20 protein-coding genes are annotated in these 21,855 nt (G+C 66.6%); 11 read left to right on the top strand and 9 right to left on the bottom strand.

Annotated elements, in window-relative coordinates:
* Positions 1–6: 6 nt before the first annotated feature.
* The gene (locus ABZW16_RS20615) at positions 7–708 is read right to left on the bottom strand and encodes an IclR family transcriptional regulator (RefSeq protein WP_354957543.1); all 702 of its coding nucleotides are present in this window, start codon (positions 706–708) and stop codon (positions 7–9) included.
* A 146-nt stretch (positions 709–854) separates the two neighbouring features.
* On the opposite strand from ABZW16_RS20615, the gene leuC reads away from it, so the two are divergent.
* From leuC to ABZW16_RS20600, 3 genes are all read left to right on the top strand, one after another.
* On the top strand, positions 855–2,276 hold the full coding sequence (gene leuC, locus ABZW16_RS20610; RefSeq protein ID WP_354957542.1) for a 3-isopropylmalate dehydratase large subunit: 1,422 nt from the start codon (positions 855–857) through the stop codon (positions 2,274–2,276).
* A 189-nt stretch (positions 2,277–2,465) separates the two neighbouring features.
* On the top strand, positions 2,466–3,074 hold the full coding sequence (leuD, locus tag ABZW16_RS20605) for a 3-isopropylmalate dehydratase small subunit (RefSeq protein WP_354957541.1): 609 nt from the start codon (positions 2,466–2,468) through the stop codon (positions 3,072–3,074).
* Between the two features lie 156 nt (positions 3,075–3,230).
* Positions 3,231–3,869: an HU family DNA-binding protein gene (locus tag ABZW16_RS20600; RefSeq protein ID WP_354957540.1), complete on the top strand. Its 639-nt coding sequence runs from the start codon at positions 3,231–3,233 to the stop codon at positions 3,867–3,869.
* Between the two features lie 191 nt (positions 3,870–4,060).
* Here ABZW16_RS20600 and ABZW16_RS20595 read toward each other — a convergent pair whose 3' ends face one another.
* The 3 genes from ABZW16_RS20595 to cofC form a co-directional block, all read right to left on the bottom strand.
* Positions 4,061–5,005, bottom strand: a complete 945-nt coding sequence (locus ABZW16_RS20595; RefSeq protein WP_354957558.1) for a bifunctional NUDIX hydrolase/histidine phosphatase family protein — start codon at positions 5,003–5,005, stop codon at positions 4,061–4,063.
* Between the two features lie 20 nt (positions 5,006–5,025).
* The gene (locus ABZW16_RS20590; RefSeq protein WP_354957539.1) at positions 5,026–7,185 is read right to left on the bottom strand and encodes an RNA degradosome polyphosphate kinase; all 2,160 of its coding nucleotides are present in this window, start codon (positions 7,183–7,185) and stop codon (positions 5,026–5,028) included.
* Between the two features lie 161 nt (positions 7,186–7,346).
* Positions 7,347–8,045 carry a 2-phospho-L-lactate guanylyltransferase gene (gene cofC / locus ABZW16_RS20585; protein ID WP_354957537.1) on the bottom strand — a complete coding sequence of 233 codons (699 nt, stop codon included), beginning with the start codon at positions 8,043–8,045 and terminating at the stop codon, positions 7,347–7,349.
* 43 nt (positions 8,046–8,088) lie between these two features.
* On the opposite strand from cofC, the gene ABZW16_RS20580 reads away from it, so the two are divergent.
* Both ABZW16_RS20580 and ABZW16_RS20575 read left to right on the top strand, forming a co-directional pair.
* Positions 8,089–9,084: an NAD(P)H-dependent glycerol-3-phosphate dehydrogenase gene (locus ABZW16_RS20580; protein ID WP_354957536.1), complete on the top strand. Its 996-nt coding sequence runs from the start codon at positions 8,089–8,091 to the stop codon at positions 9,082–9,084.
* Between the two features lie 66 nt (positions 9,085–9,150).
* Positions 9,151–10,284 (top strand): D-alanine--D-alanine ligase family protein, encoded by a 1,134-nt coding sequence (locus tag ABZW16_RS20575; protein ID WP_354957535.1) that lies wholly within the window; start codon positions 9,151–9,153, stop codon positions 10,282–10,284.
* 32 nt (positions 10,285–10,316) lie between these two features.
* On the opposite strand, the gene ABZW16_RS20570 is transcribed toward ABZW16_RS20575, so the two are convergent.
* A complete protein-coding gene (locus ABZW16_RS20570; RefSeq protein WP_354957557.1) occupies positions 10,317–10,961 on the bottom strand; it encodes a DUF3515 domain-containing protein in 645 nt (214 codons plus the stop codon).
* Positions 10,962–11,267: 306 nt separating this feature from the next.
* Here ABZW16_RS20570 and thiL point away from each other — a divergent pair, with 306 nt between their 5' ends.
* From thiL to ABZW16_RS20550, 4 genes are read left to right on the top strand one after another with little or no spacing between them, the layout of a single operon-like run.
* Positions 11,268–12,308 carry a thiamine-phosphate kinase gene (gene thiL / locus ABZW16_RS20565; protein WP_354957534.1) on the top strand — a complete coding sequence of 347 codons (1,041 nt, stop codon included), beginning with the start codon at positions 11,268–11,270 and terminating at the stop codon, positions 12,306–12,308.
* A gap of 11 nt (positions 12,309–12,319) precedes the next feature.
* The gene (locus tag ABZW16_RS20560) at positions 12,320–13,003 is read left to right on the top strand and encodes a uracil-DNA glycosylase (protein ID WP_354957533.1); all 684 of its coding nucleotides are present in this window, start codon (positions 12,320–12,322) and stop codon (positions 13,001–13,003) included.
* Between the two features lie 42 nt (positions 13,004–13,045).
* Positions 13,046–13,300 (top strand): hypothetical protein, encoded by a 255-nt coding sequence (locus ABZW16_RS20555; protein WP_354957532.1) that lies wholly within the window; start codon positions 13,046–13,048, stop codon positions 13,298–13,300.
* 58 nt (positions 13,301–13,358) lie between these two features.
* On the top strand, positions 13,359–14,246 hold the full coding sequence (locus ABZW16_RS20550; protein ID WP_354957531.1) for an alpha/beta hydrolase: 888 nt from the start codon (positions 13,359–13,361) through the stop codon (positions 14,244–14,246).
* On the opposite strand, the gene ABZW16_RS20545 is transcribed toward ABZW16_RS20550, so the two are convergent.
* The 3 genes from ABZW16_RS20545 to rpmB all read right to left on the bottom strand — a co-directional run bounded on the left by ABZW16_RS20545 (position 14,243) and on the right by rpmB (position 15,944).
* The gene (locus tag ABZW16_RS20545) at positions 14,243–15,022 is read right to left on the bottom strand and encodes an enoyl-CoA hydratase-related protein (protein ID WP_354957530.1); all 780 of its coding nucleotides are present in this window, start codon (positions 15,020–15,022) and stop codon (positions 14,243–14,245) included. The two genes, ABZW16_RS20550 and ABZW16_RS20545, sit on opposite strands and share 4 nt — an antisense overlap.
* A 14-nt stretch (positions 15,023–15,036) precedes the next feature.
* The gene (locus ABZW16_RS20540) at positions 15,037–15,543 is read right to left on the bottom strand and encodes a GNAT family N-acetyltransferase (RefSeq protein ID WP_354957529.1); all 507 of its coding nucleotides are present in this window, start codon (positions 15,541–15,543) and stop codon (positions 15,037–15,039) included.
* A 209-nt stretch (positions 15,544–15,752) separates the two neighbouring features.
* A complete protein-coding gene (gene rpmB / locus ABZW16_RS20535) occupies positions 15,753–15,944 on the bottom strand; it encodes a 50S ribosomal protein L28 (RefSeq protein WP_011210730.1) in 192 nt (63 codons plus the stop codon).
* Between the two features lie 343 nt (positions 15,945–16,287).
* Here rpmB and ABZW16_RS20530 point away from each other — a divergent pair, with 343 nt between their 5' ends.
* On the top strand, positions 16,288–18,075 hold the full coding sequence (locus tag ABZW16_RS20530) for a DAK2 domain-containing protein (protein ID WP_354957528.1): 1,788 nt from the start codon (positions 16,288–16,290) through the stop codon (positions 18,073–18,075).
* 4 nt (positions 18,076–18,079) lie between these two features.
* On the top strand, positions 18,080–20,362 hold the full coding sequence (recG, locus tag ABZW16_RS20525; RefSeq protein WP_354957527.1) for an ATP-dependent DNA helicase RecG: 2,283 nt from the start codon (positions 18,080–18,082) through the stop codon (positions 20,360–20,362).
* Positions 20,363–20,377: 15 nt separating this feature from the next.
* Here the strand turns inward: recG and ABZW16_RS20520 are convergent, their stop codons facing one another.
* Entirely contained in the window at positions 20,378–21,799 is a 1,422-nt protein-coding gene (locus ABZW16_RS20520; protein WP_354957526.1) for a short-chain fatty acyl-CoA regulator family protein, read from the bottom strand.
* Positions 21,800–21,855 lie beyond the last annotated feature (56 nt).

The following is a 21,855-nucleotide window of genomic DNA, read 5'->3' as shown; positions in this document are numbered from 1 at the left end:
AACGTGTTACAGCCTCTTGTGCAATGCGTCCGCGGCGGCGACCAGGTCGGCCGCCCAGCGTGCGCCGGGTCTGCGGCCCATGCGATCGATCGGGCCCGATACCGAAACGGCCGCGATGACATGACCCGCGGCATCGCGTACGGGTGCGGAGACGCTGGCCACACCGCTGGCCCGCTCGGCGGCGCTCTGCGCCCAGCCGCGCTTGCGTACCTCGGCCAGCGCGCGCTCGCCGAAGACCGCATCGGCCAGGATGGTGCGCTGCAATTCCGGATCCGCCCAGGCCAGCAGCACCTTGGCCGCCGATCCGGCGGTGAGCGGCAGTCGCGCGCCGATCGGCACGGTATCGCGCAGTCCGACCGGTGGTTCCAGGGCGGCGATGCATACCCGAGCATTGCCGTCGCGGCAGTAGATCTGGACGCTCTCGCCGGTGATCTCGCGCAGGCGCGGGAGAATTGCCGAGGCGGCCTCGTGCAGTGGATCGGTGGCACCGGCGGCGAGTTCGGCGAGGGCCGGGCCCGGCCGCCACAGGCCGTTGTTGTCGCGGGCCAGCAGCCGGTGTACCTCGAGCCCTACGGCCAGGCGATGGGCGGTGGCGCGGGGCAGTCCGGTGCGGGTGCACAGCTCATTGAGACCGCAGGGGTGCTCCGCGACGGCATACAACACTGACACCGCTTTGTCGAGGACGCCGATACCGCTATGCTGTCTCATAGAACGATATTAGCGTCTCGGATGTTGAGAAAGCCACTTAAGCGCTCTGCTCGCTCCCGACGCGCCGGATAGCCAAATTGTGCAGCCGGAACCGCGCCTCAGCCCAGATCGCGCGAACCGGTTGCTCGTCGGAAAGGTGATCGAGAATGGCCGAGCGCCGCACATTGGCCGAAAAGGTGTGGGAGCAGCACGTCGTAGCCCGCGGAGAGGGCGAAGGCGCCTCCCGTGAGCCGGATTTGATCTACATCGATTTGCACCTCGTGCACGAGGTGACCAGTCCGCAGGCCTTCGACGGGCTCCGCGCCGCCGGTCGCCCCGTGCGCCGTCCCGATCTCACCATCGCGACCGAGGATCACAACGTCCCGACCATCGATATCGATAAGCCGATCGCCGACCCGATTTCGCGCACCCAGGTCGAGACCCTGCGCCACAACTGCGCGGAATTCGGTGTGCGACTGCATCCGATGGGGGATCTGGATCAGGGCATCGTGCACGTCGTCGGGCCGCAGCTCGGTTTGACGCAGCCGGGTATGACGGTGGTTTGCGGCGACAGCCACACCTCGACCCACGGTGCGTTCGGCGCGCTGGCGATGGGTATCGGCACCAGCGAGGTCGAACATGTCCTTGCCACGCAGACCCTCTCACTGCGTCCGTTCAAGACCATGGCGATCACCGTTGACGGCCAATTGTCGCCCGGTGTCACGAGTAAGGACCTGATTCTGGCCGTCATCGCCAAGATCGGTACGGGCGGCGGTCAGGGCTATGTGCTCGAGTATCGCGGCGAGGCCATTCGCGCCATGTCGATGGAGGCGCGAATGACCATCTGCAACATGTCGATCGAAGCGGGTGCGCGGGCCGGAATGATCGCCCCTGACGAAACCACCTATGAATTCCTCAAAGGACGCCCGCACGCGCCGCAGGGAGCCGACTGGGACGCCGCAGTGGCCGCCTGGGAGGCGTTGCAGACCGATGAGGGCGCGGTTTTCGACGCCGAGGTGCACATCGACGCCGATGCGCTGACCCCGTTCGTCACCTGGGGCACGAATCCGGGACAGGGTGCGCCACTGGGTGAGACGGTGCCCGATCCCGCGCAGATTGCCGACGATACGGCGCGGGAGTCCGCGGAGAAAGCGCTGCGATACATGGACTTGGAGCCGGGAACTCCGCTTCGAGAGGTGTCGGTCGATACGGTATTCGTCGGTTCGTGCACCAACGGGCGCATCGAGGATTTGCGCGCTGTGGCCGGGATTTTGAAGGGACGCCGCATCGCCGACGGTGTGCGAATGTTGGTTGTACCGGGATCTATGCGGGTGCGCGCACAGGCGGAAAAAGAAGGACTGGGCGAGATTTTCACCGCCGCGGGCGCCGAATGGCGTCAGGCGGGCTGCTCGATGTGCTTGGGAATGAATCCCGATCAGCTCGCGCCCGGTCAGCGTTGTGCTTCGACATCGAACCGCAACTTCGAGGGTCGACAGGGCAAAGGTGGCCGTACACACCTGGTTTCCCCGCTCGTAGCGGCCGCGACGGCGGTCCGCGGCACCCTGTCCGCACCGGCGGATCTGGACTGATCGGCGTGCGGACGCGTTGCGCCCGCATCGATTCGCACTTCCGGCCATAGCGACCGCCCACAGGTCACTCGAAACGGCAGTCGTAGCGACTGCTTGCAGGTCGCTCGAAACGGTAGCCGTAGCGACTGCTTGCAGGTCGCTCGAAACAGTCGGCTCAAATCGCCTAACGACCCAGGAGAATCAGCAGAAATGGAAGCCTTCACCGTCCACAAGGGGATCGGAGTGCCGCTGCGCCGATCCAATGTCGACACCGATCAGATCATTCCGGCCGTGTACCTGAAGCGGGTGACGCGCACAGGATTCGAGGACGGACTGTTCGCAGCATGGCGATCCGACCCGGACTTCATTCTGAACACCGAGCCTTATAACCGGGGCAGTGTGCTGGTGGCGGGGCCGGACTTCGGTACCGGATCCTCGCGTGAGCACGCCGTATGGGCGCTGTCGGACTACGGCTTTCGTGTCGTCATCTCATCACGCTTCGCCGACATCTTCCGCGGCAATGCGGGCAAGGCTGGTCTGTTGGCCGCGCAGATGTCACAGAACGATGTCGAAATGCTCTGGAAGTTGCTCGAGGAACAGCCCGGTCTCGAATTGGTTGTAGACCTCGAGGCGCGCACGGTGACGGCCGGAACCGTCGTGTTGCCGTTCGATATTGATGACTACACCAGGTGGCGTCTGCTCGAAGGATTGGACGACATCGGGCTCACCCTCCGGCGCAGTGACGTCATCGATGAGTTCGAAAAGGCAAGGCCAAGTTGGAAACCCACAACCCTTCCGGCACATATTTCGCAGGCGTAATCACCCGGTAGTGATAGCTGTACAGCCCTAGGGGCGGTAGCTGGACGTGTGCTAAACCACATGAATTTTGGCGTGGCACATAGACTCTTGCTCAAAGTGGGTTTACCGTGGTACCTAGTCGGTCCGACGACGGGCCATTAGTCTGCGGAGGATTCAATGAACAAGGCGGAACTGATCGACGTTCTGACCGAAAAGTTGGGTACGGACAGGCGCACGGCCACCGCGGCAGTCGAGCATGTGGTCGACACCATCGTGCGCGCTGTGCACAAGGGTCAAAGCGTCACAATCACCGGATTCGGTGTGTTCGAACAGCGTAAGCGTGCGGCTCGAGTTGCCAGGAACCCGCGCACCGGCGAAACCGTCAAGGTGAAGCCCACTTCGGTGCCTGCGTTCCGCCCAGGTGCTCAGTTCAAGGCCGTCATCGCGGGTAAGCAGAAGCTGACCGCGAGCGGCCCCGCCGTAAAGCGCGGCGCGAATGCACCGGTGGCGGCGAAGAAGGCTGCCGCCAAGAAGGTGGCGGCGAAGAAGGCTGCCGCCAAGAAGGCGACCGCCACCAAGGCGCCCGCGAAGAAGACGGCAGCGAAGAAGGCCCCGGCAAAGACGACCGCCCGCAAGGCAACTGCCGTCAAGGCGGTGGCGAAGAAGGCGGCCGTCAAGAAGACCGTCGCCAAGAAGGCTCCGGCCAAGAAGGCCGCGGCGGCCAAGAAGGCCACCGCCGTGAAGAAGACCGTCGCGAAGAAGGCGCCCGCGAAGAAGACCGCGGCCAAGAAGGCTCCGGCCCGCCGCGCTCGCTGACGCAGAGGTTCGAGGCCGCTCGAATGCGGCTGAAGGTCCAGCGCCATCGAGTGATTCGGTTCCACTGAGCGGAATCACTCCCTGTACCGGCTAAAAACGGCCCTGGGGTTCGCCCCAGGGCCGTTTTAGCTGCCTATGTCCGAATTCGGGGTCCAGTAGCGACCGCGTGACGGTTGCGGTCCCCATTGGGGTCAGGATTTGACGATGGCGGCCGACAGCGACCGATCGAGGTGGTCGGCGGCGACCAACCGACCCGAGGCAAAAGACAGCACCCACACGCTGCCCTTGCGGTTGCGCGCGGACGGCAGCGTGATGCCGTCCCGATCGGCCCACCACTGCAGCAGATCGGGAATTACCTTGCCCTGACTGCACAGAACGCGCACCGCGCGATCCGATACCAGGCAGACAGCGCGTTGCCGGGCCTTGTCCGGCGCTGCGGCATAACCACTTTCGGAAAACAGCGGCTCGATGGCGATGGTTGCGCCGAGTTTCTCGGCCAGCGGCGTCACCGTCTGAACGCAGCGCACCGGATCGGCCGAATAGATCTCGGATGCACCGAACGCCAGCAGATTCGGGACCAGCGCCTGTGCCCGGGCCTGCCCTTCCTGCTCCAGTGGGCGCTGCTCATCCGGGCCGTCGAATCGGTCCCGGCTGCCCGCCTTGGCGTGTCGAACCAGTAGCAGCGTGGCGGTGGCCGCGGGCAGGCGGGTGAAGGCGCGCAGCACCTGGCGGTCCATCGGATACGACAGCTGGTCCATCACCCGGTCCAAGGTGTACCAGGACAGCACATCGACCTCGGAATTGGCGCTGAACGCCCCACCCGCGACCTCGGCTGCCCAGTAGTCCACTCGCTTCAATTTCCGGTGTCCCGGAATCGGATACGTGACGTGCCCGAGATAGCGGCCCAGACGGCAGTCCAGGCCGGTTTCTTCGCCGACCTCACGCACCGCGGCGAGCACCGGCGTCTCGCCCGGATCGAGTTTGCCCTTGGGCAGTGACCAATCCTGATACTTGGGGCGATGCACCACCGCGATCTCGATGGCACCGGAACCGTCGGCCGTCCTGCGCCACAGCACCGCACCGGCGGCGTGAATGTTGGCTGTTACCCGGGGATCCCAGAACGGTCCCCCGTCCATGTCGTATCCCGTCGTACCACTCACTGGTGATCCGGTCTCCGCATTCGCATCAGGAATTCTTGGTGGTCACGTACATGGGCACCGTCTCGGTCGGCGCCGTCGGGCGAGGCCTGCCAGCTGCCGTCAGGTTGAAGTGTCCAGCAGCGGGTCGTCGGATACAGGGCGGAGTCGAATACCGACCCCAACTGCTCGCACAGCTTCGGATCCTTCACCTGCGCCATAACTTCCACGCGCCGGTCCAGATTCCGGTGCATCATGTCGGCACTGCCGATCCAGTATTCGTCCTGGGCCTGGAAGTGCATGATCCGCGAATGCTCCAGGAAGCGACCGAGAATCGAGCGCACCTCGATGTTCTCGCTCATCCCCTCGACACCCGGGCGCAGACCGCAGATGCCGCGCACCACGATCTGCACCGGTACACCGGCCTGAGAAGCTCGGTAGAGCGCGTCGATGACTTGCTCGTCGACAATTGCATTGGCCTTCATCCGGATTCGCGCCGGGACGCCCTCTTCGGCCAGTTCGGTCTCGCGCTGGATGCGGTCGATGATTCCGGCGCGCACACCCAGCGGAGCGACAAGCAGGTTGCGGTAGTTGGCCTTTCGCGAGTAGCCGGTGAGCGAATTGAACAGATCGGTCAGGTCGGCGCCGATTTCCGGTGCGGCCGTGAGCAACCCGACGTCCTCATAGAGCCGTGCGGTCTTCGGATTGTAGTTGCCGGTGCCGATATGGCAGTAGCGGCGGATGGTCGCGCCCTCGCGGCGCACTACCAGACAGGTCTTGCAGTGCGTCTTGAGGCCGATGAGACCGTAGACCACGTGCACGCCCGCCTGCTCCAGCGCGCGGGCCCATTTGATGTTGGCCTGTTCGTCGAAGCGTGCCTTGATCTCGACCAGCGCCACGACCTGCTTGCCCGCCTCGGCCGCGTCGATGAGCGCGTTCACGATCGGGGAGTCACCGGAGGTCCGGTACAGGGTCTGTTTGATGGCGAGCACCTGCGGGTCAGCGGCGGCCTGTTCGATGAAGCGCTGCACGCTGGTGGAGAACGAGTCGTAGGGGTGGTGCACCAGGACGTCGCCCTCGCGCAGCGCCTGGAAGACATTGCGCGGGGTTTCGCGCTCGCCGAACGCCGGAGGCGTCGCGGGCACATACGGTGCGTCCTTGAGATTGGGCCGATCGACGCCGTACACCTGCCAGAGGCAGGACAGGTCGAGCAGACCTGGCACCTGGATCACATCCCCCGGATCGACCTCGAGCTCGCGCAACAGCAGATCGAGCATGTGCTCGGTCATATCGTCGGAGACCTCTAGTCGGACCGGCGAACCGAAGCGGCGGCGGGCCAGTTCGCGCTCCAGCGCCTGCAGCAGATCCTCGTCGCGGTCCTCGTCGACCTCGAAGTCGGCATTGCGGGTGATGCGGAACGAGTGGTGCTCGACCACCTTCATGCCGGGGAACAGCAGATCGAGGTGTGCGGCGATCAGCGCTTCCATCGGCAAGAAGGCCGCGACGGGGGATCCGGACTCGTTTCGCCGCACTCGGACGAAGCGATCGACATTATCGGGCACCTTGACCCGGGCGAAGTGTTCGGCGCCGGTGGAGGAATCCCTCACCGTCACCGCGAGGTTGAGACTCAGTCCGCTGATGTAGGGGAAGGGGTGGGCCGGATCCACCGCCAGCGGGGTGAGGACGGGGAAGACCTGGTCCTGGAAATAGCCCGAGAGGCGCTGGCGCTCATCGTCGTCCAGATCGGACCAATCGATGATGGCAATGCCCTCGGCGGTCAGCGCGGGCAGTACCGAGTTGAGGAAAACGCGGGCATGCCGGTCGGCGATTTCCTGGGTACGCGCCGCGATCAGCTCCAGTTGCTCGGTGGGCGAACGGCCGTCCGCCGAACGCACCGAAAGTCCGGTCTCCGCACGGCGTTTGAGACCGGCGACGCGGACCATATAGAACTCGTCCAGATTGGAGGCGAAGATCGCCAGGAATTTCGCGCGTTCCAGCAACGGCAGCGACGCGTCCTCAGCGAGGGCGAGTACCCGCGCGTTGAAGTCGAGCCAGCTGAGCTCACGGTTCAGGTAGCGATCACGTGGCAACTGCTGCACCACCGCATCGTCGGCCAACGGTGTCGCGGCGGGCAGTGGGTTCGGCAGCAGTTGCTGCTTGACGGTCTCGGTCTCGCTCATGCCCATGCCTCGCTGGCACGCGGCACCGACAGGCGCGATGCGCGCTGGTACGGGAATCGCTCGCTTCGCTCACTCACGTTAACGATCATCCCCTACTAACCGGGCCCTGTGCAGCCCGACGTCATCATTGACGTGAGTATCACGCCGGGCGTGGCGATCGGCTAGCACACCCGGCGCACGCCCTCGTGAACGCGAATCGGCCAGCCGATGTCGTGCAGGGCAGCGCAGGTCGAATCCCCGGTGCCGAGGTCGATGGCACGATCGAGATCGTCCGCGGTGTCCACATCCAGCCGCAATCCCGGCCAGTCACCGCGCAGATCGACCGCGCCGGCGGCGATATGCCGGACCGCGGAGCCGGGCCCGAAACGTGGGTCCAGCGCCGCGACGGTGTCGCCGACGAATAGCGCGGCGGTGCCGGTGCCCGCGTGGTCCACCACAACCGAGCGCACCCCGACCGGTGCGGTGCTCAGCATGTCCGAGAGCTCGTCCGGGCGCAGGGCGGGCAGATCCGCCTGTAGGGCCAGCAGTTCGACCGGGCCGTACCGGTGCCGCAGCGTGGTCGCCGCATCGGTGAGTGCGGTGTTCAGACCGTCCGGGTCGGCGGGGTCGAGCACCGCACGGCGAGGTTCGGGATGGACCGCCGCGCCGAGCGAGCCCGCCAGCTCGGCGACCACCGGATCCGGGGTCACCACGGTGACCGACGCAATCTGCGGCACCGCGACGGTGGCGGATACGGTGTCGGCGAGCATGGCGAGCACCAACTGTGCCCGGTGCTCCGGGCGCAGCCGGTCGGCCAGGCGGCTCTTGGCCCGATCGAGGCTCTTGACCGCGATCACGGCGTGCACGGCATGCGGACGCATGGTCCTAATCCTTCCACGAGTGCTTCCGTGGCATATTGGGCAGATGACGAGGGCGGCAGTGCTGGGCGCGGGATCGTGGGGGACCGCGTTCGCGAAGGTGTTGGCGGACGCGGGAACCGAGGTCACGATCTGGGCCCGGCGGCCCGAGGTGGCGAAGGCGCTCGCCACCGAACATCGCAATCCGTTCTATCTGCCCGACGTGCGATTACCGCCGATCGCGGCCACCCACGATCACGTCGAAGCGCTCGATGGGGCCGACATTGTCGTACTCGCGGTTCCGTCTCAATCCTTGCGCGCGAATCTCGAAACGTGGAAGGACTCGATCGGGCCGGACGCGGCGCTGCTCAGTCTCGCCAAGGGCATCGAGACCGGAACGCTACTGCGGATGAGTCAGGTCATCGGCGAGGTCACCGGTGCCGACGAGAGCCGCATCGCGGTGCTGTCGGGGCCGAATCTGGCCAGGGAGATCGCCGCCGAGCAGCCCGCGGCGACCGTGATCGCCTGCACCGATGCCGCGCGGGCGGCCGCGCTGCAGCAGGTCTGCGCCAACGGATACTTCCGGCCGTACACCAATACCGATGTGATCGGCTGTGAAATCGGCGGTGCCTGCAAGAACGTCATCGCGCTTGCCTGCGGCATCGCCTCGGGAATGGGGTTGGGTGACAACTCGATCGCCAGTCTGATCACCCGCGGGCTGGCCGAGATCATCCGGCTCGGGGTCGCGCTCGGTGCGGAGCCGGTCACGCTTGCGGGTTTGGCCGGGGTAGGCGATCTGGTCGCCACTTGCACCTCGCCGCTCTCGCGCAACCGGTCATTCGGGCATGTGCTCGGGGCGGGCGGGTCCATGGAGGCGGCCCAGGAGGCAACCCATGGCCAGGTCGCCGAGGGTGTGAAGTCGTGCACATCCATTCGGGCGCTGGCCGCCGCACACGATGTGGAGATGCCGCTGACCACATCGGTACACCTGGTGTGTCATGAGGGAGTTTCGGTGCGTGCGGCGGTCGACAAACTGCTGGGACGGCGGATCAAACCGGAATAGGGCCGAAGGCGGGCATCGTACGGGCGCGAGGTTGGTTCGCCCCGCATAACGGGTACGGTTCCGTTCATGACGAACCGGATCAGGGTGGCTGTGGTGTTCGGCGGGCGCAGTAACGAGCACGCCGTGTCCTGTGTATCCGCTGGCAGCGTGCTGCGCAACCTGGATCCGCAACAGTACGAGGCGGTGCCCATCGGCATCACCCATGACGGCGCCTGGGTGCTCGGCGGCTCCGATGTGGCCGCGCTGACCTTTTCGAGCGACCTGCAAGCAGTCGCTACGGACGGCTTCAAGGACAATGCGCTGCCCGCGGTGGACAGCACCGGCACCGCGCTGACCTTGGCCGCCGACCCGAGCCGGTCCGGAGCGCTGGTCGCGCTGGACGATCCGAGTGCGACGCTGGGTTCGGTGGATGTGGTGTTCCCGATCCTGCACGGCCCGTTCGGCGAGGACGGGACGCTACAGGGCATGCTCGAATTGGCCGGGGTGCCATATGTCGGACCGGGCGTGCTGGCCAGCGCGGCGGGTATGGATAAGGAATTCACCAAGAAGCTGCTCGCCGCCGAGGGGCTGCCGATCGGGCGGCAGGTGGTGCTGCGGCGCGGTGCCGACACGCTCGGCGCGGACGATCGGGCGCGGCTCGGACTTCCGGTGTTCGTCAAACCGGCACGCGGGGGCTCCTCGATCGGCATTACCAAGGTCACCGACTGGAGTGCGTTGGACGCGGCGATCGCCGCGGCGCGGGAACACGATCCGAAGGTGATCGTGGAGGCGGGCATCCTCGGACGTGAAGTCGAATGCGGTGTACTGGAATTTCCGGACGGCCGGGTCGAGGCCAGCGTGGTGGCCGAGATCCGGATGCCGGATGCCGATGCCGCGGCGCCGGAGTTCTACGACTTCGAAACCAAATACCTCGACGATGTCTGCGAATTCGACGTTCCGGCGAAGCTGGACGACGAAGTGTCCGACAGCATAAGGGAACTCGCGGTGCGCGCGTTCAAGGCACTGGACTGCCAGGGACTCGCCCGGGTCGACTTCTTCGTCACCGCCGAGGGGCCGGTGATCAACGAGATCAATACGATGCCCGGCTTCACATCGATCTCGATGTACCCGCGCATGTGGGAGGCGACCGGAATCGACTACCGGACACTGGTTTCCACGCTGATCGAGACCGCGCTGGCACGGGGTACCGGCCTGCGTTAGTGGCCGAGCGGCCTATCGCTCCAGGGCGGCGGTCAGTTCGGCAGGGGGCCGGGTTCGATCGGCTTCGCGGGCAGATTCGCGGTGATGGTGTCCGAAACTCCTTGCAGCGGAGTCGGTCCGGAGCCGTCGGGAACGGTCAGCGCGATATAAGGTTCGCGGTCGACGGCGAACCAGGTGCTCGCCTTGGCGGCGGCATCGCGGACCTCGAACCACTGCACGCCATTGACGATCTGCAACGCGGAGGCGCGGTTGAACTCCAGCGGGCGCTCCAGGCCGCAGCGCAGCACGATGGGATCGCCGCCGTCCTTGCGCTGCCAGGCACGGGTCGCGGGCGGAGCGGGCTCCACCAGGGTGGATTTGGTGTAGTCGCCGAGGTCGATCGGTAGTGCGGGCAGTAAGGCGGTGCAGGCGGGTCCTGTCGCGGCGGGCGCGGGGACCGGACCGAGTACCAGGGGTTCGCGTTCGGTCGGCGCGCGGCGGGCCAGCACGGCGGCGACAAGGACGGCCACTACCAGCACCACCGGTAGTGCGACGGCGGTCGCGATCAGCGCGGGTGGGTAGCCCCGGGTTTCGGGGGCCGATTCGGCGCCGGCTGACTCGGCAGCAGCGTCCTCCGGGCCGCTATCGGCCGTTTCGGACTCGGTGTCGACATCTTCGGAGGTCTCGGTGGCGGGCAGGGGCGCGTTTTTCGCTGTGGCGCCCGGCGCGACGGCGCTATCGGCAGCCGATTCCGCCGTGTCCGATGACAGCTCGGCATCCTTCGACTCCTCGGCCTTCGGCGAATCCGCCCTCGACGAATCGCGCTCCGACGACTCCGCCGCCATGCTCACCGGTCCTTCCTGTTCGCACCGGTTGCGGGGATGGATGCTGCGCACCGGCCTGGTAGTACTCGATTGCCCTGGAAAGGGTACCCTCGGTCGGATTCCAGCCAGCACGACGTCGGGAAGGGACCGGTCATCAGCGAAAGCACGCCACCGCGGACAGTGCGTGAGCTGGGGGAGTTCGCACTGATCGAGCGGATCAACGCGGGCCGGGTCCAGGCGCCCGGCGTACTGCTCGGTCCCGGCGACGATGCCGCCGTGGTGGCCGCGCCGGACGGCCGGTTCGTGGTGACAACCGACATGCTGGTTCAGGACCGGCACTTCCGGCTCGATTGGTCCGATCCCCGCGATATCGGGCGGAAGGCGATCGCGCAGAACGCGGCCGATGTGGTTGCGATGGGCGCGGTGCCGACCGCATTCGTGGTGGCGCTGGGTTGTCCGGCCGATACGCCGGTCGAGGTTATCGACGGTCTCACCGACGGTATATGGGCCGAGGCGGGGCGGGCCGGTGGTTCGATCGCGGGCGGTGATGTGGTGCGCAGCCCGCAGTTGGTCATCTCGGTCACCGCCTTCGGCGATCTGGACGGTCGCGCGCCGATCACCAGAGCCGGTGCGCGCGTGGGCGATACGGTCGCGGTGGCCGGTCGGCTCGGCTGGTCCGCCGCCGGGCTGGCGGCCCTGACCGCCGAGGCCGATCCGAACGACGAGCTCGTTGCCGAAGCGCTTGCGGCCCATCGGGTCCCGCAGCCGCCCTATTCGGCGGTGCTGGCCGCGATCGTCGATGTTGCTGCCGGACCGGATGATTCGGATACCTCAGCGGAGGGCGTGCTCGGGTCGTCCGCGGCCGCGATCCCCAACTCGCTGACCGATATCTCGGACGGACTGCTCGCGGATCTGGGCCATATCGCCGCGGCGTCCGGCGTGGCCATCGATATCGGTTCGACCGCCTTGCGCGATCCGGAACTGGAGGCGATCGCGCGACGCCTGGATGCCGATGCGACGCAATGGATTCTGACCGGCGGCGAGGATCACGCCTTTGTCGGAACCTGGTCGGCGCGGCGGGAATTGCCGCCGGGCTGGACGCCGATCGGACGGGTGCTGGCAGGTCACGGCGTCACTGTCGACGGTGTGCGGCGGCCGGGAAGCGGGGGCTGGGAATCGTTCAGCGGGGTGGACTCGGCATCCGAGCCCGAGCCACGATAGGTTGTGCGGTCATGGGCGCGAAACCACTGATGGAAATCATGGATCCGGGTTGGGCGAAGGCACTCGAACCCGTTGCGGAGCAGATCTCGGCCATGGGCGAATTCCTGCGCGCGGAGAACGCCGCGGGCCGTGGCTATCTACCGGCCGGTGAGAATGTGCTGCGCGCCTTCCAGCGCCCGTTCGAGGCGGTGCGGGTGCTGATCGTCGGCCAGGATCCGTATCCGACGGCCGGCCATCCGATGGGGCTGAGTTTCTCTGTCGCCCCCGATGTTTCGCCGGTTCCGCGCAGCCTCGCCAATATCTTCGCCGAATACAGCAAGGACCTCGGCTACACCACACCGTCCAATGGCGATCTGAGTCCGTGGTCGGATCGGGGCGTGCTGCTGCTGAACCGAGTGCTCACGGTCTCGCCGGGACAGCCCGCCTCCCATCGCGGCAAGGGCTGGGAAGCAGTGACCGACCAGGCAATTCGCGCCTTGGTGGCCAGGGATGAACCGCTGGTCGCGATCCTGTGGGGTCGCGACGCGCAGACACTGAAGCCGCAGCTGGCCGAGGCCGAGGTGCCCTATATCGAATCCGTGCATCCGTCGCCACTGTCGGCCTCGCGCGGATTTTTCGGTTCGCGACCCTTCTCACGAGTGAATGAACTACTCGACGAACTGGGTGCCGAACCTGTTGACTGGCGCCTGCCCTGATCCCGGGCGCTGAGGTAAATCAAAGTAGAGGAGCACAATTCAATGCACATCAAGACCGTCCGCGGCGCCACCGTCGCGCTGGCGTTCTGCGCAGCCATGGCCGGAGGCACAGCCGCCGCGAGTGCGGCCCCGCTGCGACTGGAGCCTGCTGCGGATACCACCTCGACCGGCAATGCCGCTCCGGTCGGTGAGGAATTCACCTCGAACGGCTCCTCCACCATTTCTTCTTCGGTGAATGCGAAGGTCGCCTGCCTGCTGCAGAACACCCTCAGCGCGCAAGGTAAATGGAACTGCTGACGTCCCATTGACCGGGGGTCAACAAGAGGCCCCACGGATGCTGTGCGATCCTCGGATCGTGAGTAATGCGAACAACCTGCTCGATCCGGCTCGGCTGCACCTGCGTGGTTCGGATGGGATCGAGCTGGCGGCCGACCAGTTCGGCCCGGCGGACGGCCCGCTCGTGCTGTTCCTCCACGGTGGCGGACAAACCCGACACTCGTGGAAGCAGACGGGGGCGAAGCTGGCCGCCGCCGGGATGCGGGTCGTCACGCTGGACGCCCGCGGCCACGGCGACAGTCAGTGGGCGGCGGATGCGAATTACCGGCGCGACACGATGGTCGCGGATCTGGTCAATGTGCTCGAGCAGTTGGGTGCGCCCGCGGTCGTGGTAGGGGCGAGCATGGGCGGGATCACCGGCCTGCTCACCACGATGGTGCCCGGTGGCGAGGCGATCAGCGCGTTGGTGCTCGTCGATATCGTCACCCGACCCGAACCGACCGGTGTCGCGCGGGTGATCGACTTCCTCGGCAAACATCGCGGCGGATTCGACACGCTGGAGCAGGCCGCCGACGCGGTCGCCGAATATATGCCACACCGTCCGCGGCCCAAGAACACCGATGGTCTGCAGCGGAACTTGCGGCGGCGCGAGGGGCGCTGGTACTGGCACTGGGATCCGGACATGCTCGAGGATCGCGTGGAGGATGCGAGCGAGATGAGCCAGCAGATGGAGGTCGCGGCGCGTGCCCTGACGATGCCGGTGCTGCTGGTGCGCGGTATGCAGTCCGATGTGGTGACGCCCGAGGGAGCCGCGGCGTTTCGGGAGATGGTGCCGCATGCGCAGTTGGTCGAGATCGGTGGTGCGGCGCATACCGCGGCCGGTGACGACAATGATGCCTTCACCGACGCGGTCGCCAAATTCGTGCTGGAGACTCGGGCGATGGAGACCGAATCCGTTTGTGACTAAACGTACTTCGGCTTGCGCTTCTCGATGAACGCGTTGACGCCCTCGATGCCCGCCGGGCTGTTCGCCGCGGCGGCGATCGCATCGCGTTCATAGTCGAGCTGTTCGCTCAGCGTCGCCGAATTCGACCGCGCCAGTAGTGATTTGATGCTCGCGTAGGTGGATCGTGGTCCGGTCGTGCAGGTTCGGGCCAGGTTCATGGCCTCGTCGCGCACCTGCTCGTCGTCGACCAAGCGGCTGAGGATGCCGAGCCGCACGGCCTCCTCGGCGGTGAGAATCGCATCGGTGAGCAGGATTTCGCGCGCCCGTCCCGCACCGACGATGCGCGGCAGCGTCCACGACATCCCGCCGTCCGGGCTCAGGCCGATACCCGGATAGGCCGGACGCAACTTGGTGCTCGGCCCGCCGATGGCGATATCGGCCGCACATACCAGGCTCATCCCGGCGCCCGCCGCCCAGCCCTGCACCCCGACCACCACCGGCACCGTCGTCTCGTCCAGCGCCCGCACGAAGTCGTGCAGCACCGTCGCCAGCCCATGAATATGTCCCGCCCGATCCTCCGCCTCGGCGAACCCCCGCACATTCCCACCCGCACAGAAGTTCGCCCCGCTCCCCGTCAGCACCACAGCCCCCACCTCGCGCCCCGCCGCCCGCAATGCCTCCGTCCCGGCGGTAATCCCCTGGAAGTCCATAGAAGTGCCATTGGCGGCGGTAGCAATCGTGATCTGCAGAACGCCGTCCGCAATGGTGACGTACTCGGTTTGCGCAGTGGAGGTCATGTCCAGCACCTTAGCTAGCCGTCGACTCCACGCACCATGCGGACTTCGGTGGTGGGGGTGAAGGCTTCTATTCGGGTGGTGCCGTCCAGTTCGAAGCCGTGTTTGCGGTAGAAGGCCTGGGCGCGTGGGTTTTTCTCGAAGACCCAGAGGGAGCAGGGGATGTCGGAGGGGAGGGCGGCGAGGATCAGGGCGTGGGCCACGCCGGTGCCGTACCAGGCGGCGCGGATGTAGAGGGCGTTGAGTTCGGTTGGGGTCACCGGGGATTCGTCGCGGGAGGCGCCGACGCTGGCGAAGCCGATGACCTGATCGTCGACCAGGGCGACGTGGGTGCTGTTCGGGTGGCGGACCCGGAGGCGTTCCCATTGCTCCGCTCGGCGGTCCACGTCGAAGGCGTCGAGTATGTGGTCCGGGACCAGGCCGCGGTAGGCCTCACGCCAGCACGTGATATGGCATTGGGCCAGGCTGTGGACGTGTTCGGCGGCGAGTGCGGTGATCCGCCACGGTGGGCTCAGATCGGTCATCTCGGAAAGCTTGACTGCCCAGCAACTGGTTTCGCAAGCACATGGGTAACTCGTCGGGTACGTCCAAAAGCTGACATGCACCAACTGTCGGACCGCGACGGATCGTCGGTCGCACCTGACGACCGGCAAAGGGCGGAAAAGACTACGCCCCGAGCACCGGATGGTGTCGGGGCGTAGGTCGGTCTCGGTTGGATCGGCCTCGAGGCAGATCAGCCGCGAACGACCTTTCCGGCCTTCAGGCAGGAGGTGCACACGTTCATGCGGCGGGTGTTGCCCGGGGCGACCTGGGCACGCACGGTCTGGATGTTCGGGTTCCAACGACGGTTGGTACGCCGGTGCGAGTGCGAGACCGACTTCCCGAAGCCGGGGCCCTTGGCGCAGACGTCGCAGACGGCAGCCATAGTCGCGAACTCCTTCATGTCATGTGGGGACTGCTGCACATCGGCAGCATGTCCGGAAACGATGTCTTAATGCCCTGCCGACTGACGTCGGCCAGCGCAGACCGGCCTCGGCCGCGCTAGGCAACCCTGCAAGGGTAGCTGGCGGGGTCCGGATCCGCCAAACCGGGTCGTGGAGCAACGGCCCGTGGACACCACCGATCGTAGTGGATCGGTGTCGCCGATCGACTGTCGGTCTCGCCAGCTAACCTGGCGAACGGTGGCAGGCCCGTTCGAGCGACCTGCCAGCAGTCGCTAGCGGTGTGGACGATCGCGGAGAGAGGTGACGGTGCCCGGAGTGCGGGACATGACGAGCGATGGCCGCGGTGACGCAGAACTTCCATCCGCTGTCGGGTCGAATGCTCTCAACGGCCCGGCGTTGCTGCGCTGGGGCCGGGTCTGCCTCGAGGGTCTCGAACAACGGCGCGAGGAGATCAACGCGCTCAATGTCTTTCCTATCGCCGACGCCGATACCGGCACGAACATGCTGGCAACCATGCGGGCGGCGATGCAGGCCGCCGAGGCCGCGATGGCCGCCGCCCTGTCCGCAGCCGCTGTCTCGTCCACATATGAGGTGGCCGCCGCGATGGCGCGCGGTGCGACCCTCGGTGCGCGCGGCAATTCGGGAATCATCCTTTCGCAGGTGCTGCGGGGGATCGCCGAAGCGGTGCGTCATGGCCTGCTGACCGCCGATACCCTGCGTGCGGCGCTGGCCACGGCCTCGGCATTGGTGCGCGAATCATTGAGTGTGCCGGTCGAGGGGACCATCCTGACCGTGCTGGATCGGGCCTCCGACTGTGCCGCGGCCTGTCCGGACCCTGTGCTGGCCGAGGTCGCGGTGGCGGCGGCCGACGGTGCCGCCAAGGCGCTCGGTGACACACCTGCCCAGCTCGGGGTGTTGCGCGAGGCCGGGGTGGTCGATGCGGGTGCCCGTGGGCTCGTGGTGCTGCTCGACAGTCTGGTCGCGGTCACGCTCGGGCAGACACCTGATCGGCCGCAGTATGTGCGCGGCGAGTTCGCAGCCTCGCAGGCGCATGTCGAACGTCGCGATATGGACGTCGTCGCGGTACATGACGGCTCGCCGTCGCGCGGCGGTGCCGAGTCCCAGGGCAGCGTCGAATGCCAGGGCGGCCTCGAATTCCGGAACGGTGCCGAACCTCGGAACAGCGCCGAACCGCACTTCGAGGTGATGTACCTCCTCTCCGATACCGACAACCGACGCATAGCCCGCCTCCGCGATCGACTCGCCGAACTCGGCGACTCCGTTGTGGTGGTCGGTGACGGCGCGGGCTCCTGGTCCGCGCACGTACATTGCGCCGATGCCGGAGCCGCGGTCGAAGCGGGCATCGCCACCGGCACCCTGAGCGCCATCCGCATCGAAAGTTTCGCCATCACCGCCCAACCGTTCGCGCCTGCCTGGACCGATCACGATGGTCGCGCGGACCGCGGAGTGCTGGCTGTGGTGGCGGGCGATGGGGCCGCGGCGCTGTTCGAAGCCGGGGGAGCGGTGGTGCTCGGCGGCGACGGCACGGTCACCAGCGCCGCGCTGCTCGGCGCGATCCGACAGCTGCCGAATCGGGAGGTGCTGGTATTGCCGAATGGCGCCCTGCCCGCGCACGAGCTGGTCGCGGTCGGTGTCGCGGCTCGTGACGCGCACCGCGACGTGCTGCTGTTGCCGAGCGGGTCCATGGTGCAGGGATTGGCGGCACTGGCCGTGCACGATTGTGGGCGGATCGCGGTGGACGATGCCTTCGCGATGTCGGAGGCGGCGGCCGCTACCCGGTGGGGATCGTTGCGCGCCGCCACCGAGCGGGCCCTCACCATGGTCGGCACCTGCGATGCGGGCGACGGACTCGGCCTGGTCGGCCACGATGTGGTGGTGATCGATCGGGATGTGCCGACCGCGGGCCGGACCCTGCTCGACCGGATGCTCGCCTTCGGTGGCGAGCTGGTCACCTTGCTCATGGGCGCGGCGGCCCCCGCCGAACTCGCGGCCGAACTCGCCGCGCATATCGCGGACGGCTTCCCCGGCATCGAGGTGAGCGTGTACTCCGGTGGGCAGCACGCGGATCTGGTGCAGATTGGGGTGGAATAGGGATATGGCGACACTGAGTGATCGGCTGGACCACCTGCTCGGCGTGAAAGCCGCCGAGCCGCTGGCCGATGCCTTCGACATGCACACCGTCGAGGATCTGTTGCGGCACTACCCATTGCGCTATGCCACCCAGGGCCAGCCGCTCACCCAGGAGCAGCCGGAAGAGGGTGCGCACATCACCGTCATCGGCCGGGTGACGAAAACCGAACTGCGGCCGATGAAGAACCGCAGAGGCAGACTGCTCAAGGTGGCCCTCGATACCGGTTCGGTCGCCCCGATCGATATCACTTTCTTCAATGGCGACAAGGTGAGTTACCTTGTCCGTGAAGGTGTCCGGGCGATGATGTCGGGCACCGTGCACTGGTGGCGGCCGGACCGCTGGAACCTCTCACATCCCGATTATCTGATCCTGCCCGATAAGGAAGAGGCCTCGATCGAGAACCTCACCTCGGTGCGCGGCGGCGGTGCACTGCGCGGACTGGCGCAGAGTGCGAAAGGTAAAGAGGGAGTGGATGTCTCGTTCTTCGAACGGGAATTCATTCCGGTGTATCCAGCGACCGCCAAGGTGCAGAGCTGGGATCTGCTGGCCTGTGTCCGGCAGGTGCTCGATCAGATCGATCCGATCGACGATCCGCTGCCGAGCACGCTGCGCGAGGATCGCGGCCTGGTGAAGGTCTCCGACGCACTGCGCCTGATCCACCTGCCCGAGCACAAATCCGATATCGAACAGGCCAGGGAGCGTTTGCGTTTCGACGAGGCGCTGGCCCTGCAGCTGGTACTCGCCGAGCGGCGACACGACGCGGAGGGGCGGACGGCCCGACCGTGTCCACCGCGCTCCGACGGCATCGCGGCGGCTTTCGATACCCGCCTGCCCTTCGAACTGACCGAGGGGCAGCGGCAGGTGATCTCGGAGATCTCCGACGATCTCGCGCACAGCCATCCGATGCACCGGCTGCTGCAGGGTGAGGTGGGTTCGGGCAAGACGATCGTCGCACTGCACGCGATGTTGCAGGTGGTCGACGCCGGACAGCAGTGCGCACTGCTCGCGCCGACGGAAGTCCTTGCCGCTCAGCACTATCGGTCGCTGCGCGCGATGCTCGGCGATCTCGGCACCGCGGGTGAACTCGGCGCCGCCGACCAGGCGACCAAGGTGGTGTTGGTGACCGGTTCGATGTCGGCGTCGGCGAAGAAGGCCGCACTGCTCGACGCGGTCACCGGCGAGGCCGGCATCGTCATCGGTACGCACGCATTGATCCAGGACGCGGTGGAGTTCTTCGATCTGGGCATGGTGATCGTCGACGAACAGCACCGGTTCGGCGTCGAGCAGCGGGATGCGTTGCGCGCCAAGGCGAAAGCCGGTGCCAGCCCACATTTGCTGGTCATGACCGCGACCCCGATACCCCGAACCATCGCCATGACCACCCTCGGCGATCTGGAGACGTCGACCCTCACCCAGCTGCCCCGGGGCCGCTCACCGATCGTCTCGAAGGTGGTGCCGCGCAAACAGCATCCGAATTGGGTGGACCGCGCCTGGGAGCGCATCCGGGAGGAGGTCGCGGCCGGTCGGCAGGCCTATGTGGTGTGCTCGCGCATCGGCGACGACGAGGAGAACGGCAAGAGCCGCAACGGCAAGAAGTCCGGCAGGTCGAAGGACGGTCCCGAGCAGGAAGGTCCGACCACCGCCGCAGCCGTCGAGGTCTTCGACATGCTGCGTACCGGCCCATTGGCGAACGTCCGGGTCGGGCTACTGCACGGCAGGCTGCCGACCGATGAAAAAGACCAGGTGATGCGGGCATTCAACGATGGTGATATCGATGTGCTGGTCTGCACCACCGTCGTCGAGGTCGGCGTCGATGTGCCGAACGCGACCGTCATGGTCATTGTGGACGCGGACCGCTTCGGCGTCAGCCAGCTGCATCAGCTGCGTGGGCGGATCGGCCGTGGCAAACATCCCGGCCTGTGCCTGCTCATCACCGACGCCGGTCCCACCGGCACCGCCATGGCCCGCCTCGACGCGGTCGCCGCCACCACCGACGGCTTCGAACTCGCGGTCCTCGATCTGCGCCAGCGCCGCGAAGGCGATGTTCTCGGCGCCGCCCAATCCGGCACCGCGCGCTCACTGCGCCTGCTCTCCCTGCTCGATGACCTCGAAGTCATCACCGCCGCACAGGAACTCGCGCGCGAGGTCGTCGAGGCCGACCCCGGTCTGCGCAAGCATCCTGGGTTGGCGAGCATGATGCGCGCCGCCGTCGACTCCGAACGCATCGAATATCTGGCCAAGTCCTGATCCGGAGCTCGTCGGTCAACGTCCGATCCGTGGATAGGGCAGATCAGTACTCATATGTTCGGTGATCGCGAGCGGACTGCCGATCTGCGGGAATGCGCGCTGGGGGCAGGATGGGCGCTCGCAGACCTTGCAGCCCGCACCGATCGGCACCGCGGCGGCCGGATTGTCCAGATGCAGCCCGGTGGAATACGCCAGCCGGTCGGCGTATTCGATATCGCAACCCAGGCCGATCGCGAAGTCCTTTGTGGCCGTGCCGAATCCGTGCGGCGCAGTCAGTGCGGTGCGGGCGATCCACAAATAGCGGCGGCCGTCGGGCATCGCAGCGATCTGGGTCAGGGTGCGGCCGGGATTCGCGAAGGCCTCGTGCACCACCCACAGCGGGCAGCTGCCGCCGACTCGGGAGAAGTGGAATGCGGTGGCGGACTGGCGTTTCGAGATATTGCCCGCGCGGTCGGTGCGGACGAGGAAGAACGGAACACCGCGCTGCCCCTGCCGTTGCAGCGTGCTCAACCGGTGGCAGATGGTCTCGAAGCCGACCTCGAAACGCAGACTGAGCAGATCGATGTCGTAGCGCAGCTCCTCGGCCGACCGCAGGAAGCGCCCGTAGGGCAGCACCAGCGCACCCGCGAAATAGTTGGCCAACCCGATCCGCGCCAGCGTCCGGGATTCGCTGATGAGCGACGGTGTTTCGGCCAGCACAGCATCCAGGTCCCTGCCGTACAACAGAAATCCGAGCGTAGTGGCGATCTGGAAGGCGCGCTGCCCGGGACGCAGCCGCCGCGCCAGGGTCAGGGTGCGGCTGTCCGGATCGTAATGCCGTTTCGGGATGGACGGATCCGCGCCATCACCACGCACCAGCACGGTCACTCCGGCGCGCTCCTCGGCCACCCTGGCGAGTTGCCGATCGAGCGAGCCGATGCTCAGGCCGCACTCCTCGAAGAGCTGTTCGGCCGCGTGATCGAGTTGGGCGATGTGATTGTGGTGGTCGTAGAAGAAGTCCCGGACATCCTCGTACGGCATGGGCACACCGGGAGCACCGGTCGGCGCGGCCACCCGGGCCGAGAGCAGATCGAGTTGATCGGTCGCGGCGCGCAGTCGCCGATGCATCGCGACGACGATCCGGGCGACCTCCGGTAGTCGCGTCGCGAGCTCCTCCACCTCGGTCAGCGGCGCACTATCGCCGCCCGCCGCGTCCACCAGCACCTCGTGCAGATCCGATACCAAGCGGGCATCGGAGTCGGCGGCGAAAAATTGCACGTCGAGGTCGAAGGTGGCGTTGAGTTTGAGCAACACCGGGATGGTGAGCGGTCGCTGGTCGCGCTCGAGCTGGTTGAGGTAGCTGGGCGATAGATCGAGAGATTTCGCCAGTGCCGCCTGGGTCATCCGCCGTTCTTCGCGCAACCGCCTCAGTCGGGCGCCCGCGTACATCTTGCGCACCGCAAGATGGTAGCCCTCGGAATTTGCAAACATCGCAAAATACGTGATTCTCGCCC

Source organism: Nocardia sp. NPDC004604 (assembly GCF_040609795.1).
GTDB lineage: Bacteria > Actinomycetota > Actinomycetes > Mycobacteriales > Mycobacteriaceae > Nocardia.
This window is presented reverse-complemented; position numbering and strand designations above follow the sequence as displayed.